We start from the raw sequence: 18,167 nt of genomic DNA, 5'->3' as shown, positions 1-18,167 counted from the left end.
ATGACACGAAGACGTCAACGTTTACCGCAAGAACCAATCGAGCTGGACATCACTGATTTAAGCCATGATGGGCGCGGTATTGCTCGGCATCATGATAAAGTGGTATTTGTCCAAAATGCCTTACCCGGTGAAAAAGTCACGGCAAAATTGAATCGGCGGACTAGGCATTTTGATGAAGCCACTGCAGAAACCATTGAAAACCACTCACCTGATCGTGTTGATCCGCTGTGTGAGTTTTATGATCGTTGTAATGGTTGTACCATGATGCATGTCAGTGACGATAAGCAAATTGAATTTAAATTCAACACCTTAAAATCGAATTTAGAGAAAATGGCCGAGGTGCAACCCAACACATGGTTACCGCATTTGAGTGATCGACATTGGTATTATCGGCGTCGCGCACGATTGAGTGTTAAATGGGTTCCGGGTAAAGATAAAGTTCTAGTGGGTTTTCGTGAAAAAAATGGTCGGTTTGTGGCTGATATGGACAATTGTCTGGTGTTAGAAAAGCCTTTAGCAAATCTCATTAAACCACTACAAGAGTTGGTTTTAAAGATGTCAATCAAAACCCATATTCCCCAAGTTGAGTGTGCCCTAAGTGAGCAACAGCCGGCCTTGATAATGCGTCATATGCGGGCATTGTCTGATGATGACGTGGGCTTATTAAAACAATTTGCTAAAGACCATAACATTCAGCTTTTTCTGCAGTCAAAAGGGCCAGATACCGTTATTCCGCTACAAAGTGATTATCAGGCATTGTCATTTATGTTGCCGCAAGAAAATCTGCGTTACGAATTTCTGCCCAATGATTTTATTCAAGTCAATCAGGCCATGAACGAAAAAATGATCGCTCGGGTATTATCAACCATGGAATTAAACAGTGACGCCAAAGTGCTTGATTTGTTTTGTGGTTTAGGTAATTTTACTTTGCCGCTGGCACGACATAGTCATCAAGTAACAGGCGTTGAGGGTGATCAGCAGTTGGTGGAACGGGCGCGTCACAATGCAACATTGAATGGATTAAATAATGTTGAATTTTTCACCGCAGATTTAACCAAAGATCATAGCCAAAGCTCGTGGCTCCAACAAGATTACAGTCATGTGTTAATTGACCCACCTCGCAGTGGTGCATGGGATATTTTACCGCTTATTGCTCAGTCTTCTGCAGATACACTGGTATACGTTTCATGTCATCCGGCGAGCTTAGCGAGAGACAGTAAACGCCTGGTACATGAGTTTGGGTTTAATATGCAAGCAGCCGGTGTCATGGACATGTTTCCTCATACCTCTCATGTAGAATCCATGGCTGTGTTTAAACGACATTAAATCATGAAACTATTGGCTATATTAATTGCCTTTGGATTATTCCACTGGATAAGAAAGCCCAAAACCCTACAGTCTTTTGCTTGGTGGGTGACAATCGTTGCCTACTTTAAAAAGCACGATTGGCTTAAACCAATGTGGCTTAATAGGCTTATTGTATTGCTATTGCCGGTGGTTATTGTGGCGTTGCTTGCACGTTTTTTTCTGATTCAACATGAACACCAATTATGGTATTTGGTGTTTAATAGTCTTATTTTGTATTATTGCTTAGGCCCTGAACAGCTTGAGGTAGGCGCCAAAGAAATTAAACTGCCGGAAGATACTGATTCAGAGAACAGCATGCAATGGCTCATAAGCAAGCTCACCAATGAAGCCATTCATCGCTGGTTTGCCGTTATTTTTTGGTTTGTTGTAATGGGCGCTGCCGGTGCCTTGTTGTATCGGCTAATAGAGCAAATGCTTGCCCATGAGGAAACAACGTCAGATGGCTTGATAGGTCGTTTATATGCGTTGTTGTCTTATCCGGTTATCTGGTTAATGACATTGTCATTATTGATTGCCAGTGACTTTGACCGAATTTGGCACCATTGCCAGCGATACTTAAAACGTCAAGATTGGTATCGTCAGCATTTACCTTTGCTGTATGAAGCCATGGATTTTGCCGTAGAAAATTGTGAAATTGAAGATTTTAAATCAGATGATTTCTTAACAGTCCGCAACACCACTTTAGCGGTATTAAAACGCATGTTGATGGTTTGGTTGGTGTTGGTGGCTTTTATAGTCTTAATTAATATAGGATAGCGAAATGAAAAATATGAAGACACACTTATTATTAATTTTAACACTTGTTCTGTTTCAGGAACCATTGTTAGCAAAGCTTTATAAATGGGTCGATGAGGACGGAAAAGTTCACTACAGTGATAAAGTACCGCCTGAATACAATGACCAAGCTCGTCAGGAATTGAACAAAACAGGAGTCGTTAAAGACACAGTGGATCGCGCATTGACACCCGAAGAGCGCCAACAAAAAGCAGAAGAGATGGCACGCCTAAAAGCAGAGGAAAAACGCCAAGCTGAACTTAAAAAACAACAGCAAGAAGAGAGAAATAAACTCATTAAATCCTACAGTAATGCCAATCAAATCGTTCGCTTAAAGGAAGAGCGTATAAACGCCTTAAAACGTAATATTGAGTTAGCGGAAGAAAATTTGATTATTCAGAAACGAAATTTAGATGATTTATTAAAACGGGCCGCCGACACCGAGCGAAGTGGCGGTGTGGTATCTGAAGCTTTTACCACTCAAATAGAAAAAAGCCGAGAACAAATTATAAATCAGCAAACCTACATCGTTGATAAAACCGAAGAAATTAAGGAAACCAAAGAAAAATACAACGATGAATTGGCTAAATATCGATATTACACTGGTGAAACTGATTCCATCGAGCCCATAACTGAAGAAATTGAAGACACAGATAATTCGGAGGAAACGAAAAAATCTACACTTTAATTTGTTGAAGTACAGTTAATGTTTTTTTGTTCTAATACCAGACTAATAGCTAAGTAGTATGTGAATAAGCTTATAAAAAATTGGCATATAAAAAGTTAGTTATGAAAAATATCACATGCTTTTCACGGTCATGTGAATAAACTCAATTATTTATAATAAAAGGAGGATAGTATGCGAAATTTTACATGGCTTTTTATATTTTTGATGTTTGCAAGTACATTGCAGGCAGGCAGCCGTCAGTTAGGCACCGGTGCAGTGATGCAAGTCGAAGGTTCATCAGGAAGCGGTATTGTACCTTGGGCAACGATTGCCGGCTATGGTGAATCTGATGAAACTGACTTCACTGGAGCTTATACATTTTTAGGAACAGATGATTATGAATTTGAGGCACATGGTGTTGCTGTGGGCTGGCATAATCGGCTGGAATTTTCTTTGGCACGCCAATCTTTTGATTTAGACACGTTAGGGCCAGCCATCGGTTTACCCGGTGCCACTTTACGCCAAGACGTTTTTGGTTTGAAAGTCAGATTAGCCGGAAATCTTGTCTATACAAAGATGCCTCAAATCGCTTTTGGGGTGCAATATAAAAAGAATAAAAATTTTCTCATTCCCGGCTTAGTGGGCGCCAGAGATGACAGCGGTGTTGATTATTACATCAGTGCCAGTAAGCTGTTTTTGGCAAAGCCCTTTGGTTTTAACGGTTTTGCCACAGTTACTTTACGCTCCACTGAAGCCAATGAAATCGGTTTGTTGGGTTTTGGTGGTGATTTAGGTTCGCGTCATATTAACGTTGAAACTTCATTGGGTTTGTTTCTGAACAGTTCTTGGGCTGTGGGATTTGATTTTCGAGAAAAAAATTCAAATCTAAGTTTCGCAACTGAAAGTCATTGGCGGGACGTATTTTTGGCATGGATACCAAATCGGCATGTTTCAGTGGTGGCGGCTTATGCCGATATCGGCGATGTGGCCACTTTAACCGATCAAAAAGGGTTTTATTTGTCAATTAACGGGAGCTTCTAATGAAAAACTTAACCATAAAATCTATTCTATTCGTAATCACGTTGTCTTGTTCATTAAATCAAGCACACGCTTCAGATGACAATTTATACCAAGCCTTAGGTGGAGAACCCGTGATTAATACCATCACCAAGGAATTGTTAGATCGTATTTTAAACAATGAAAAAATCGCCTTTTTATTTGAAGATACCGTGCGAGATGAATTGCATGAAAAAATTGTCAGTCAAATTTGTATGGAAACCGGCGGTCCTTGTGTTTATGAAGGTTTAGATATGATTGAAACCCATAGTGGCATGGACATCAAGTATTCTGAATTTGATGTCTTTGTCAGTGATTTTATTGATGCCATGGAAGCGGCTGAGGTGCCTTATCGCTTACAAAATAAAGTACTGGCCATATTTGCATCGATGCGAGAAGACATTACTTACGAATAATTTATTGTTAAAACCCACTTCATTTAAACTTTATGACGAAGTGGGTTTTATAAATGTGTTTTAAAAACGGATGGATTTTAATTGTTTTAAAACCTCATTCACAGATTGTGGACGGTCTGTTGGCTTTTTTGCTAAACAGGCCATGATTAGTGTATTAAGTTCAGCCGGTGCATCGGCCCAGAAATCTGTTATCGGTCTTGGTTTTTCAGATGTGTGTTTCAGCATGAGTTGTTCGATGTCTTTATCATAAAATGGTCTTTTACCGACAAACATTTCCATCAACATTATTCCCAAAGAGTATATATCTGAACGTTCATCGACGCCATGACCTTGTGCTTGTTCCGGTGAAATATATGCCATTGTACCACCAATTTCTTGGTCTTTATTGACACGACCAATGACGTTATCAACCGAAGCAATACCAAAGTCCATTAGCTTAACAGAGGTATCTAATTCAATAATAATGTTGTCAGGCTTTAAATCACGGTGGATAACACCTGCTTCATGAGCAGCGGATAAACCGCGACAGATATGAATGGCGGCATGTCGTGCTGCAAAAGCGCGCATCTTGCCGGCATGTTTTATGATTTGATGCAAGGTGAAACCCTGGACGTATTCCATGGAAATAAACACCTTGTCACCGATTTGACCAAAATCGTGGATCCGTACCACATTGGGGTGACTGATGCGCCGCGCCATTCTGATTTCATCCTTAAGTTGGTCGACTGCTTGGTTAGTTTGTTGTTTTGACTTAAGAACTTTCAGTGCCACCACTTCATTAAGTTCCTGGTCTACGGCTTTAAATACCGCGCCCATACCGCCAACCCCAATACTTTGCAAAATTTTAAATCGATCACCAATGACTTTTCCGGGTGTTATTAAGTCTTTTTTGAGCTGTGGAGCAATGCTGTGTTGTGACTGTTTGCTAAGCTGTACCATGTGTTTGGCTAAGCTTTCTCGCCCCCTAATGTCGTTGGCTAATGAGTTAACCGATTGATTTAATTCAGCCAAATCAGCACCCACCTTCGTTGGAAAATCTGTGCGGTATTCACCGGCTGCCATTTGTTTGGTGGCATGACTGATTTTGCGAAGGGGTAGTAAGGCGGTTTTTACCACCCAAGCAGCCATTAAAAATGCGGCAATAATCATAATAATGCCCACTATAATCAGGGTATTTCGGGTTTTGATAAAGGGCGCTAAAATAACATCTGATGGAATTGCATTAAGATAATACAGGCCATGTTGTGGTGCCATTAAAGATAATCGACTTTGAAACTCACGCCCCTCAATTCTAAATTTATGAATCTGTTGTTCTGCTGATGCCCAGCCATTGTCTAATTGCGTTTTAATGGATTGGTTTTGGTTTAAATTAAATGTACCGGCGAGTACGTTGGTTTGGTCAGCTCGGTGTAAAAAAGACACATCGGTACCGGTTAATTGCTTAATATCTGCTGCCATTATGTTGTTGATTCTGGTGCCGGTCATTAAAAAGCCCACTAAATTGCTGCCACGTGCCAAGGGCACAGCCGCTGCTTGATAATATTGATCACCATCTTGCCAATAACCACTCACCGGAATAAGGTTGTCCATAACTTTTTTGATTAATGGCTTATCTGTGAGATTCCGGCTTGGCGCTGTGGGTTGATCAGACCTTGCCACTTGTTGGCCGTCCGACGTGATAATAATGGCGACATCAAATCCGAACTGTTGTTGTCGCTCTCTCAGCAAATCTGCAATCGAAGAAGTATCAATTTGATTGTTTTCATTGTTAAGTTGAAATAATGATTGAGCAATATACGCAACAAAAGCCGGATCAGATGCCACTAATAAGGTAACCAATTCCAGTTGACGGGTTTTTTGGGTAATAAACTCATCTTGTATAAGCTGGCTGTTATGTAGCTTTTCATCGATGCTTTGATCGGCCATGTTCTGCCCAAAATACAGGGTAACTAATATAGAAATAATGACAGTGAGGGTAATTAAAACAATCACTGTCCAGGTTAGTTTGGTGCTTAGTTTTAAACCTTGTTTCATGCGTATTTAATTCCTGGTGGGTCGATATGATTTTCCAAACTTATTGGTGTGTTTGGGAACTTTGGGTCGGGTGATTATCAGCGTTTTATCGAGTGTGTCGATTGTTGATGGTTGTTCAATATCGACAGATAATTGTTGGCCGCGTGGGTGCCAAAAATGCAGTGTTCCAGAGACATTTGGCAAGTCAGTTAAGATATATTGACCGGAATCATCGGCATAGGTGAAATAGGGGGTATTTAAAACAATAATGTCGGCTTGCATGGCGTGGTGGACATTGCAATGGACATAAACTATACCGGTTTGATTAAAAGTGTGACTCTTGGTGGTGCCTTCCGAATACAGTCCTAAATCAAAATTGTTACCCGGAGTGACTGAAAACACATTGTGTAAAATAGGGTCTTTTACCGGAAACTGCACCGTACTGCCATTGGTAATGGCCAGAACATCGGGTGCAAAACGTTTGTTTTCTGTGATGATTTCATGGCTTTCGGGCTTAAGCTTAATGTCGCTGATGTCGTCTGGTTGAAAATAAATGACAGTTTTATCGACCTGGGCATTTTCTCTTCGAATTTGGTTTTGGTTAAGTTCAATTTGTCCTGTTATGGAAACCTGTAAAGATTGGCTTGGTTTAATGCGTTCAGTTTCAACCGCCTCAGGTTCAATCGCTTCAGGTTCAGGCACTTCATGTTCAGGCACTTCAGGCTCAGGCACTTCAGGCTCAGGAACTTCAGGCTCAGGAACTTCAGGCTCAGGAACTTCAGGCTCAGGAACTTCAGGCTCAGGAACTTCAGGCTCAGGAACTTCAGGCTCAGGAACTTCAGGCTCAGGAACTTCAGGTTCAGTCGCTTCAGGTTGGATTTTTTTATGTGGGGGTTCTACGGCTACTTTGTCTTTGGTTGTGGTGGGATGTTGGCTACATGCACTTATCAACAAATACAGTAAACACAATAAAAAACCTCGGGTTAATAAGTTTTGAAATCTCATGGGGCGCTGATGTTTTGTGAAAATATTATAGTGGCATACTCATACTTCTATTACCACTAAATTTTTAGTGCGGTGCTGAATTAATCAGATATCAATACATTAAACTATCACTCTCCGGACAGCTCTTGTAAAATGGTTGATTTTTTAATGGGATAAAGTCAGTTATGTCCAAAGAACTCGATAAACTTGATTTGTTTAATGTCAATGCCATGCTTAATGATGAACAACGTATGGTGAAAGAATCCATTGGCCGTTGGGTTGATGAACGTTTTTTGCCCCTGGTGGCAGAGCACTTTGAGGCTCATACCTTTCCCATGGAATTGGTGCCGGAAATGGCGGATTTGGGCTTATTTGGCAGCACCATTCAGGGTTATGACTGTGCCGGTTTGGATTACATGTCCTATGGTTTAATCTGTCAGGAATTAGAACGTGGTGACAGTGGCTTGAGGAGTTTTGCCTCGGTGCAAAGTTCGCTGTGTATGTACCCCATTGATGCCTTTGGTTCTGACGAACAAAAACAACGCTGGTTACCGCCGATGGCACGTGGCGAGGTTATCGGTTGTTTTGGTCTTACCGAAGCCCACGCCGGATCTGATCCCGCTTCGATGAAAACCCGGGCTAAAAAAGACGGTGATGACTGGATTATTAACGGCTCAAAAATGTGGATTACAAACGGGTCTGTTGCGGATATCGCCATTGTCTGGGCGCAAACTGACGACGGTATTCAAGGTTTTATCATTGAAAAAGACATGCCTGGATTTGATACCGAGTTAATTACCCGTAAAATGTCATTACGGGCGTCAGTGACATCGGCCTTGTTTTTTGATGATGTGCGGGTTCCGGACAGCAACCGCTTACCGAAAGTCAAAGGTTTAAAAGGCCCTTTGAGTTGCTTATCCAATGCCCGTTTTGGGATTTCTTTTGGCCCGATTGGTGCTGCGCAAGCCTGTTTACAGGAGGTTCTGGATTACACCGCTGAGCGTGTTTTGTTCGATCGGACTTTGGACTGTAATCAAATTATTCAGCAAAAATTAGCCGATATGTCTCGACGTATCAGTACTGCACAGCTATTGGCTTACCGCTTGGGTCAGTTGAAGGATCGCGATGAGTTACAACCCACTCAAATATCCATGGCGAAATGGAATAATGTTCGTATGGCCTTGGATATTGCCCGAGAATGCCGAGATATGCTGGGTGGTGCCGGTATTACCACCGAACATGTGGCCATTCGACATATGCTTAATCTGGAAAGTGTGATTACCTATGAAGGCACTGAAACCATTCACCAATTGGTGGTGGGTCGTGAATTGACCGGTAAAAACGCGTTTTAATCATGCAACAAGTTACCAGCAAAAAGATTAACCGGGCTGAAGTGGTTAATCAGAATTTTCTTGATTTTGTTGCAAACTACCAGCCACAAACACCCAAAAATGATCTATCCGTCAACGGTTTAGATGCCCACAGTCTATGGGAATTATTTGAGTCGCAAGTCCGTTCACGACAATTGGATCTAATGGCACGGGTGTTAAAGCTGGATAATAAAGTTTTTTATACCATTGGTTCATCGGGACATGAAGGCAACGCCATGGTGGGACGTCTGTTACGACATACGGACCCGGCTTTTTTGCACTATCGCAGTGGTGGCTTGATGATGGAACGGTCTCGCCATGTGCCCGGCATTGATCCAATTTGGGATACTTGCCTATCGTTTGCCGCTGCCGCTGATGACCCGGCATCCGGTGGCCGGCATAAAGTCTGGGGCTCTAAACCTCTATGGGTTTTACCGCAAACCAGCACCATCGCCAGTCATTTACCGAAAGCGGTGGGGTGTGCGTTAGGTGTTGAGTTAACGCAGCGGTTAAAAGCGCAGATGCCGATTCCTGATGATGCCATTGTGTTGTGCAATTTTGGTGATGCCAGTGCCAACCATTCCACCGCCCAAGGTGCTTTTAACGCCGCGTCCTGGGCCGCTTTTCAAGGACTCAAAACGCCCATCTTATTTGTTTGCGAAGATAACGGCATTGGTATATCGGTGAAAACACCGGAAAACTGGATTGCCGAAAGTTTTAAATTTAGACCGGGCATGCAGTATTTTGCCGCCGATGGTCTGGATATAGAAACCGGATATTTACAAGTGAAAAGGGCCGTTGATTTTTGTCGTCAAGAACGTAAACCGGTGTTTTTGCATTTAAAAACCACCCGTCTGATGGGTCATGCCGGCACTGATTTTGAAGTGGATTACCGTAAAATGACAGATTTATTGGCTGATGAGGCCAAAGATCCGCTTATAAGAACAGCTGCCAGTTTAATCAACCATGGAATTAAAGAACCAAGTGAACTTATTGATTTCTATCATAAAGTTTATGATGAGTGTATGGCAAAAGCGGAACAAGCTCATGTCCGAAAGAAATTAATCTCCATAGAGGAGGTATCTGCACCTTTGGCGCCCATTGATAAAACTGATGTCTATCAACAGGCTGCTCAGTTAGATTCGGATAAACGTTTGCGTTATTTTGGCAGTGATAAACAGCTACCGGAAAATCAAGCTCCCAAACACATGGCCATTCAAATTAACCGTGGTTTGCAGGATTTGATGTTAAAACATCCAAATATGATTATATTCGGTGAGGACGTGGCTCAAAAAGGCGGTGTTTATACGGTCACTAAAAATTTATTTAAACAGTTTTCTGCAAAACGCGTGTTTAATACCTTATTAGATGAGCAAACCATATTAGGTCTGGCTCAGGGCTATGCCACTTTAGGGTTATTGCCGGTACCTGAAATCCAGTATTTGGCTTATTTTCACAATGCCTGTGATCAAATTCGCGGTGAGGCAGCCAGTTTACAATTCTTTTCCAACGGTCAATTTTCTAACCCGATGGTCATCAGAATACCAGGTTTAGGTTATCAAAAAGGCTTTGGCGGTCATTTCCATAATGATAATTCCATCACCGCCTTGCGTGATATTCCAGGTCTTATTGTCGCGTGTCCCTCGCGTGGAGATGATGCGGTCAGTATGATGCGCACTTTAACGGCTTTATCTCATGTTAATAAACGTGTTTCCGTTTTTATTGAACCGATTGCTTTATATATGCAAAAGGATTTATACCATGAAGGGGATGGTTTATGGAACACCCAATACCCTGAACCGGGTGCTTATACGCCCCTGGGACAACCACGGGTTTATCACAGTCAAGCCAAAGATGTCCTCATAATAACATACGGAAACGGCGTTTTATTGAGTTTAAAAGCCGCTAAAAAGTTAGCCGATAACCACCATAAACGGGTTCAGGTTATGGATTTGAGGTGGTTGCAACCGTTAAATGAAAAAGCAATCAAGCAAATGGCTGAAAAATTTGATAAAATTTTAGTGGTGGATGAAGGTAGACGCTCGGGTTGTGTTGGTGAAGGGGTGATCACCGTCTTAACGACAACAACGACTGAGAGCAAACAGATTCATCTGTTAACCGGCAGTGATTGTTACACACCTTTGGCGGATGCTGCGGCTTTGGTGTTGCCGAATGTTGATTCAATTTATCAACAGTTACTTCGTATAGAGGAGATTCATTGACTGAATTATGTATTTTATTTGCTGATGTGGCTGATAGCACCGCCTTGTTTGATCAATACGGTGATGATGTGGCACGGACATGCATAGCCAGCGTACTCAATGAATTATTACAAGATGTTCATCACTGCTCCGGTCATTTAGTGAAAACCATTGGCGATGAAATTATGTGCACCTTTAGCCGTGCAGATGATGCCATCACAGCTGCAAGCTTAATGCAAAACAGATTATTGAATCAACAACCTGAGCAGAATAAGCCACAGATACAAATTCGTATCGGCATGCATTGTGGCGAGGTGATTGTAGAACAAAATGATGTTTTTGGTGATGCCGTGAATGTAGCTGCTCGAATGGCTTCCTTTGCTAAAAAAAATCAAATCATAACCAATCAATCAACCCTAAAACAATGTCGGACAGATCAATTACCGATGTTCCGCTCTTTAGGCGCGATCGATGTTAAAGGCAAGTCTCAAGCCATAGAGATGGTAGAAATTTTATGGCAACAAGATAAAAGTAAACTTACTCGAGTCACTTCAACATTAGATATTAAGTTGCCTTTTGAGCAAGGTGAAGTGCGCATGAGCATTAACGATAAGCAATACCGTCTCAATATCAATACGCCGCATTTATCGATTGGCCGAGCCGATGATTGTGATATCCAGGTAAAATTATTACGTACTTCTCGTTATCATGGTGAGTTTGATTTTAAAGGGGGCAATTTTAAATATACCGATAACAGCACCAATGGCAGCTGGGTACAGCAAAAAGGAACAACCCCGATACGCATACACCGAGATAGTTTTTTATTACAAGGTGAAGGATGGATTGCATTTGGGCAAATGGATTTTTCCGAACAACATAAATTACTCCATTATAAGGTGAATAAATAATGCTTGAATTTATCAAGAAATTGGCCGGCTTCGGTCTATTAACATTAAGCCTGTTTTACTTGGCTTTGAGGATGTTTTAATGACGAACAATAAACGACCGGTCAAATACCGTGAACGTGCCAAGAAGACAATAATTGAGTTTCAATCCACAGCTTGGTTATTGTATTTATATAGCGTGCCTTTTTTGTTTGTCTCATTGTGGCAATTAATCACTGGTCATTTATGGCTTTTTTTAATGTCATTTGGCGTGTTTTTTGGGGTTTTGCTCAGCGCAGTTTGGATGAGTAAAGGGCGTAAAAATAAGTATCATTTTCAGCAAAGAAAATATACCTTAAAACAACCTTTTCCATTGATGTTTTTGGCGTCTTTGTCCTTAGGTGTTGCCTCTTTCGCCGGATCATTATTAGTGGCTGGTTTGGGTTTAATGTCAGCCCTTGGTCACGGTGTAGCTGCCACGATAGGCAGTTGGTTATGGTACGGTCTGGATGCGGTCGGTGGCAGTGCTTTTAAGGAGGTTAAAGACAAAGACAGTCAAACCATTTTAGCGGTCAGTGAACAATCAATTGTAAATATTGAACAGGCTGAAAAAAACATCGATAATTTGGCGCTTAAAGGTTATTTACATGATATTGTACGATTGGCGCGGAATGTGATTGAAACCTTGGTAGACAAACCGGAAAAAATCCCCCAAGCCAGACGATTCTTACATTCCTATTTGCATGCCACGGAAAGCGTTATTGAACGTTATGCAAAAACCCATAAACAAATAGAAAATGATACATTGGATACGAACTTTAAAGCTGTTTTACAGAACATTGTTAATGTGTTTTCTGAGCAACAACAAAAACTCATTGAAAATGAAGTATTCGATTTAGATGTGGATATTGAAGTACTCAATACCCTATTAGAAAAACAAGGCATTAGCTGAGACCTATGAATTAATCGTACATCATGTTAAAAAGTTTTTAATTGCCTTAACAGGCCCTAAATTTGGCTTTTTTCCAAAGACGTAGATCAATACATAGGTCTCTATTTTAAAAAACGAGGCAATTATGACAAAAGAAACAAAAACAGAAGTTAAATCAACCCTTACGGATGAAATCGTACCCGGCGTAACCAATGAAATGGTGTCTTATCAGGATGCCGACAGTGAGGAACAACAGCGCATTGATGCGTTGATGGCGGAAATTAATATCGCTGATGCCAATTCCATTATTTTCTTCGGTACCAAAGCCCAGGAGAAAGTCACGGATATTTCAGATAAAATGCTGGAGGGAGTCAAAAATAAGGATTTAGGTCAATCCGGTGAAGCCTTGAATGAAATGGTTGCCACCATTCGTGGTTTTGATGTGGACGAACTGGATCCCAATAAAAAGCCCGGTTTTTTTGCCAGATTGTTCGGCAAGTCAAAGCCTTTGGTTAAATTTTTGCAAAAGTATGAAGATGTTAAAAGTCAAATTGAAAAAATCACCATTAAGTTAGAAGGGCATAAAACCACTCTGTTAAAGGACATCACCAGTTTAGATCGCTTATATGTGGCTAATTTGGAGTATTTTCATAATCTCGAAGACTACATTAAAGCCGGTGAGGAAAAGCTGCGTCAGTTACATGATGAGGTGATTCCTCAAATGGAAAAAGAAGCCAGCAATACCGATGATATGCTGGCCGCACAAAAACTCAGAGACATCCGTTCTGCCACCGCCGATTTAGAACGCCGGGTGCATGATTTAAGATTAACCCGTCAGGTGACTTTACAGAGTTTGCCGAGTATTCGATTGGTTCAAGAAAATGATAAGGGCTTGATCAATAAAATCAATTCAACCATCGCCAACACCATTCCCTTATGGCGTCAGCAGTTGGCGCAAACCGTGACCATCTGGCGTTCAGAGCAAGCTGCAGACACGTTAAAAGATGCCACTGACTTAACCAACGAAATGTTGGCAGCGAATGCTGAAAATTTACAAATTGCTAACCGTAAAGTGCGTGAGCAAATGGAGCGGGGTGTGTTTGATATTGAAGTCATCAAAGAGGCCAACCAAAAATTGATAGCCACCATTGATGACAGCTTAAGAATTGCCGAAGAAGGTAAAGCCAAGCGTGAAGCAGCGGTGATTGAATTGCAACAAACTGAAAGTCAGTTACGTGAAGCTTTGCTGACTTCAAAAGCGCAGTACAGCCAAGTTGAACATGACGCCAAGAAGTAACCTTAGCTTTGATATCGCGGAGACAGTGATGAACTGTCTCCGCATAACTTAAAGTGAATAATCGATGGTCACCGGTGCATGATCAGAGAATCGTTCATCCTTATAGATATTTGCCTGTTGTACCGTGTCTTTAAAATCAGCGGAAGTTAAGTGATAATCCAAACGCCAACCAGTGTTGTTTTGCCAAGCCTGACCACGGTTAGACCACCAAGAGTACTGATGCTCTTTTTGATTGACTTGTCGAAACGCATCAACCAACTGATGCTCATCTAATAGTTTTGATATCCATTCCCGTTCTTCAGGTAAAAAGCCGGAATTCTTTTGATTTCCACGCCAGTTTTTAATATCAATTTTTTTGTGTGCAATGTTCCAATCCGCACAAATAATAAAAGGCTTTGATTGTGCTTTTAGGGTCAGGATTTTTTGTTCAATATGATCCATACAGATGTATTTAAAATCTTGACGGCTGTCTTTAGAAGAACCTGAAGGCATGTACAAGGAAGCCACAATTAATTCAGGCATTTCAACTGCTACCCAGCGGCCTTCATAATCAAATGAATCGAAACCAATTCCGTACTCAACATTAATGGGTTGTTGTTTAGTGAGTAAAGCCACGCCGGAATAACCTTTCTTTTGGGCATCAGCTTGGTAGTAATGATAGCCTTGCGGTATAAATTGTGCCGGAGGTAACTGATGTAATTGTGCTTTGGTTTCCTGGATACAGACAAAATCAGCCTGTTGTTGCTGAAGCCAGGGGAAAAAGCCTTTTCGTTGGGCAGCGCGAATGCCGTTGGCGTTGAGTGTAATGATTCTCATATTAGAAGCAAAAAGCGAATGATTATAACATTGTGACAAGAGGTAACAAAAATAACGCGATTAAATTTGTTGAAATGACTTATGCAAAAAACTTGCAATTCCAGACGTCTTTTTAGAAGATGTCTGTTTTTATTTAATAACACGCACATGTCCATTGCCCAACAGTTTTTACAATTGGCATTAGAAAAAAACGTTCTTAAATTAGGCGAATTTACGCTGAAATCAGGACGTGTGAGTCCTTATTTTTTTAACGCAGGCTTGTTTGATGATGGCCGTTCTTTACAGTTATTGGGTGACTATTTCGCCCAAACAATTGTTGCCAGCGGTATTGAATTTGATGGTCTATTTGGACCTGCTTACAAAGGTATTCCTTTGGCCACCAGTATCGCAGTGGCCTATCAACAACGCTATCAACGTAATATCCCAGTAACTTTTAATCGCAAAGAAGTCAAAGACCATGGCGAGGGCGGTCAGTTAATGGGCGCTCCGTTACAGGGGCGTATATTGATTGTTGATGATGTGGTCTCTGCCGGCACTTCAGTTAGACAGTCCATTGATTTAATTAACCAATCAGGTGCTCGACCGGTGGCAGTTGCAGTGGCTTTAGATCGTCAAGAAAAAGGCGTTGATGACATTTCAGCGATGCAGGAATTACAACAAAATCATGGGCTACAAACCACAGCCATTGCCTGTCTTGATGATTTAATGGCTATGTTGCCTGATGACAGTGACGAAGCCGGTCGCGTGGCAGCGTATCGACGTCGTTACGGATGTCAGCAAAATGGCTGATTATGTTATCGGGGACGTGCAAGGTTGCTATGATGCACTTATGGCCTTGCGAAAAAAAATCAATTTTAACATTGATCGAGATCGGTTGTACTTTTTAGGTGATTTGGTTAATAGAGGTGGCCAATCATTAGCCGTGCTGCGATGGGTGTATGCGCGTCAAGCAAACTGCCAATCGGTTCTTGGAAACCATGATTTAAGTTTGTTGTACCGTTACCATTTGCCTAAAAAACGCAGCAAAAATGCAGAGTTTAAAGCCATCTTTGAAGCCCCTGATCATACTTTATTAATGAACTGGCTACTGCATTGTCCGTTAATCATTGATTTACCAAATGCCTTATTAAGCCATGCTGGATTGTATCCTTTTTGGGATTTTGATACTTTTAAACAGCGGGCTGCTTGGGCGGCACAAAAGTTACATCGGAAACCGATTAAATATCTTCGTAATATGTACGGGGATTACCCTGAAGCTTGGCAAGATGACTTAAATAAAGTCGAACAATGGCGGTTTATTATTAACAGCCTCACACGAATGCGATTTTTGGACACAGCCGGTGGGCTTAATTTTACAGAAAAAATGGCGACCACAAAAAAACCAGGGTTAAAACCTTGGTTTGAGTATTTACCGGAAAACCACATAAACAAACCATTATACTTCGGACACTGGTCTACCTTAGGACTTTATCAAAAAGGATTAGTCAATGGGTTAGACAGTGGTTGTGTCTGGGGTGGGGCGTTAACAGCAGTGCGATTAGATGACCAACAAGTTATTCAAGTTAGTTAATACTGATTAGAAGTAACAAAAGGTCGATTTTTTTACCCATTACTGCCAAAATAGCCGCTTAATCTTGTACTTTTTCTTTGACCTTATATGACTGATAAATACGTAACAGAAAATTTTATTACCCAAATTATTGATGCCGATTTGGCCAGCGGTAAACACACCGATATTGTGACCCGGTTTCCACCGGAACCTAATGGCTACTTACACATCGGTCATGCCAAATCCATCTGTTTAAACTTTGGTGTGGCGGCTGATTATAATGGCACCTGCCACCTTCGTTTTGACGACACTAATCCGGAAAAAGAAAGTGCTGAATACGCGCAGGCGATTAAAGAGGATGTGCGTTGGTTGGGTTTTGATTGGGCTGAACATGAATACAATGCCTCTGATTATTTTCAACAACTCTATGACTTTGCCATTGAACTAATTAATAAAGGCCTGGCCTATGTGGATGACCAATCCATTGAAGAGATCCGGGAAAATCGCGGCGATTTTAATACCCCCGGCAAAAACAGCCCATACCGTGAACGCAGTGTGGCCGAAAATTTAGACCTGTTTCAACGCATGAATGCCGGTGAATTTGACGATGGCAGTAAGGTTCTGCGGGCTAAAATTGATATGACATCGGGTAATATCAATATGCGCGACCCGGTGATTTACCGCATTCGACGCATGCACCATATACACACCGGCGACACCTGGTGCATCTATCCCATGTATGATTTTACCCATGGTATTTCCGATGCCATTGAAGGCATTACTCATTCCTTATGTACCTTGGAATTTGAAGACCATCGGCCCTTGTACGACTGGTATTTGGATAACATCAGTATGCCAAACCACCCGCAACAAATTGAATTTTCGCGTTTGAATTTATCGTTTACCATCACCTCAAAAAGAAAACTTAACGAGCTGGTTGAAAACAAATTGGTCGATGGCTGGGATGACCCCAGAATGAGCACATTATCAGGAATGCGTCGCCGGGGTTACCCGCCGGCCGCGATTCGTGAGTTTATTAAACGCGTGGGTGTCAGTAAAAGCGAATCAGTGATTTCCATGACAGTACTTGAAGACACCTTGCGCAGTCACTTGAATAAAGTGTCTCCTCGTGTCATGGGCGTGTTAAAACCTTTAAAAGTCGTGATCGAAAATTACCCAGAAGATAAAGAAGAAATTCTCACCGGTGCTAACCATCCGCAAGATGACAGTTTTGGTGAGCATGACATTCCCTTTGGTCGTGAAATCTATGTTGAGCACAGTGATTACAAAGAAAACGCCAACCGCAAATTTTTCCGTCTCACCGAAGGCCGTGAGGTACGGTTGCGACATGCCTATTATATTACCTGTCATAAAGCCATTAAAAATGAGCAGGGCGATGTGGTTGAACTGCGTTGCACCTATGACCCGGAAAGTCGTGGTGGTACTGCAGATGGCCGAAAAGTCAAAGGTACGATTCATTGGGTTTCAGCGAAACATGCCAAAAAAATTGAAGTGCGCTTATATGATCGTTTATTTAATCACCCCAATCCGGCTGCGTTAGACAATTTTTTAGAAGCCATTAACCCCGACTCTTTAACCATTCTTAAAGAAGCCGTTGTGGAACCTTATTTAATGGACGCCGATCAAGAGGTGGTGTATCAGTTTGAACGTAATGCTTATTTTAAACGTGACAAAACCCATGAAACGGATTTGCCGGTATTTAATCAAGTGGTCACCATGCGAGATTCTTGGGCGAAGCTCGAAGAAAACGATGATTAAATACATAAAAGTTAGCTAAAGCACCTTTGTTAGGTGCCTTACTCTAAAGATTAATATTACAC

The 18,167-nt window shown here is 41.5% G+C and carries 16 protein-coding genes; 13 read left to right on the top strand and 3 right to left on the bottom strand.

Annotated features, from left to right (window positions below; translation table 11 throughout):
• The 5 genes from rlmD to OS173_RS05365 all read left to right on the top strand — a co-directional run bounded on the left by rlmD (position 1) and on the right by OS173_RS05365 (position 4,281).
• Positions 1-1,326, top strand: coding sequence for a 23S rRNA (uracil(1939)-C(5))-methyltransferase RlmD (rlmD, locus tag OS173_RS05385; RefSeq protein WP_267183246.1), 1,326 nt, complete (start codon positions 1-3; stop codon positions 1,324-1,326).
• 3 nt (positions 1,327-1,329) lie between these two features.
• Entirely contained in the window at positions 1,330-2,124 is a 795-nt protein-coding gene (locus OS173_RS05380; protein ID WP_267183245.1) for a hypothetical protein, read from the top strand.
• A 13-nt stretch (positions 2,125-2,137) separates the two neighbouring features.
• The gene (locus OS173_RS05375; protein WP_267183244.1) at positions 2,138-2,830 is read left to right on the top strand and encodes a DUF4124 domain-containing protein; all 693 of its coding nucleotides are present in this window, start codon (positions 2,138-2,140) and stop codon (positions 2,828-2,830) included.
• Between the two features lie 171 nt (positions 2,831-3,001).
• Positions 3,002-3,850 carry a DUF3034 family protein gene (locus OS173_RS05370; protein ID WP_267183243.1) on the top strand — a complete coding sequence of 283 codons (849 nt, stop codon included), beginning with the start codon at positions 3,002-3,004 and terminating at the stop codon, positions 3,848-3,850.
• Positions 3,850-4,281, top strand: coding sequence for a group I truncated hemoglobin (locus OS173_RS05365; protein WP_267183242.1), 432 nt, complete (start codon positions 3,850-3,852; stop codon positions 4,279-4,281). The genes OS173_RS05370 and OS173_RS05365 overlap by 1 nt, the downstream gene beginning before the upstream one ends.
• Before the next feature lie 60 nt (positions 4,282-4,341).
• On the opposite strand, the gene OS173_RS05360 is transcribed toward OS173_RS05365, so the two are convergent.
• Together OS173_RS05360 and OS173_RS05355 are read right to left on the bottom strand one after the other, a co-directional pair.
• Positions 4,342-6,315 (bottom strand): serine/threonine protein kinase, encoded by a 1,974-nt coding sequence (locus OS173_RS05360; protein ID WP_267183241.1) that lies wholly within the window; start codon positions 6,313-6,315, stop codon positions 4,342-4,344.
• Positions 6,316-6,321: 6 nt separating this feature from the next.
• Positions 6,322-7,299 carry a cupredoxin domain-containing protein gene (locus OS173_RS05355; RefSeq protein ID WP_267183240.1) on the bottom strand — a complete coding sequence of 326 codons (978 nt, stop codon included), beginning with the start codon at positions 7,297-7,299 and terminating at the stop codon, positions 6,322-6,324.
• 164 nt (positions 7,300-7,463) lie between these two features.
• Here OS173_RS05355 and OS173_RS05350 point away from each other — a divergent pair, with 164 nt between their 5' ends.
• The 5 genes from OS173_RS05350 (at position 7,464) to OS173_RS05330 (ending at position 13,961) form a co-directional block, all read left to right on the top strand.
• Positions 7,464-8,630: an acyl-CoA dehydrogenase family protein gene (locus OS173_RS05350; RefSeq protein ID WP_267183239.1), complete on the top strand. Its 1,167-nt coding sequence runs from the start codon at positions 7,464-7,466 to the stop codon at positions 8,628-8,630.
• Positions 8,631-8,632: 2 nt separating this feature from the next.
• Positions 8,633-10,870, top strand: a complete 2,238-nt coding sequence (locus tag OS173_RS05345) for a thiamine pyrophosphate-dependent enzyme (RefSeq protein ID WP_267183238.1) — start codon at positions 8,633-8,635, stop codon at positions 10,868-10,870.
• Positions 10,867-11,757: an adenylate/guanylate cyclase domain-containing protein gene (locus tag OS173_RS05340; protein ID WP_267183237.1), complete on the top strand. Its 891-nt coding sequence runs from the start codon at positions 10,867-10,869 to the stop codon at positions 11,755-11,757. The genes OS173_RS05345 and OS173_RS05340 overlap by 4 nt, the downstream gene beginning before the upstream one ends.
• Before the next feature lie 79 nt (positions 11,758-11,836).
• A complete protein-coding gene (locus OS173_RS05335; protein WP_267183236.1) occupies positions 11,837-12,685 on the top strand; it encodes a 5-bromo-4-chloroindolyl phosphate hydrolysis family protein in 849 nt (282 codons plus the stop codon).
• 124 nt (positions 12,686-12,809) lie between these two features.
• Complete coding sequence (locus OS173_RS05330; protein WP_267183235.1) at positions 12,810-13,961, top strand: toxic anion resistance protein; 1,152 nt, start codon at positions 12,810-12,812, stop codon at positions 13,959-13,961.
• Positions 13,962-14,009: 48 nt separating this feature from the next.
• Here OS173_RS05330 and OS173_RS05325 read toward each other — a convergent pair whose 3' ends face one another.
• Positions 14,010-14,777 carry an exodeoxyribonuclease III gene (locus tag OS173_RS05325; RefSeq protein WP_267183234.1) on the bottom strand — a complete coding sequence of 256 codons (768 nt, stop codon included), beginning with the start codon at positions 14,775-14,777 and terminating at the stop codon, positions 14,010-14,012.
• A 147-nt stretch (positions 14,778-14,924) separates the two neighbouring features.
• Between OS173_RS05325 and pyrE the strand changes: the two genes are divergently transcribed.
• The 3 genes from pyrE to OS173_RS05310 all read left to right on the top strand — a co-directional run bounded on the left by pyrE (position 14,925) and on the right by OS173_RS05310 (position 18,105).
• Entirely contained in the window at positions 14,925-15,566 is a 642-nt protein-coding gene (pyrE, locus tag OS173_RS05320; RefSeq protein ID WP_267183233.1) for an orotate phosphoribosyltransferase, read from the top strand.
• On the top strand, positions 15,499-16,347 hold the full coding sequence (locus OS173_RS05315) for a symmetrical bis(5'-nucleosyl)-tetraphosphatase (protein ID WP_267183232.1): 849 nt from the start codon (positions 15,499-15,501) through the stop codon (positions 16,345-16,347). The genes pyrE and OS173_RS05315 overlap by 68 nt, the downstream gene beginning before the upstream one ends.
• An 87-nt stretch (positions 16,348-16,434) precedes the next feature.
• Complete coding sequence (locus OS173_RS05310) at positions 16,435-18,105, top strand: glutamine--tRNA ligase/YqeY domain fusion protein (RefSeq protein WP_267183231.1); 1,671 nt, start codon at positions 16,435-16,437, stop codon at positions 18,103-18,105.
• The last annotated feature ends 62 nt before the right edge of the window (positions 18,106-18,167 follow it).

The sequence above is a fragment of the Marinicella gelatinilytica genome, from assembly GCF_026410405.1.
GTDB classification, from domain to species: Bacteria; Pseudomonadota; Gammaproteobacteria; order Xanthomonadales; family Marinicellaceae; genus Marinicella; species Marinicella gelatinilytica.
This window is presented reverse-complemented; position numbering and strand designations above follow the sequence as displayed.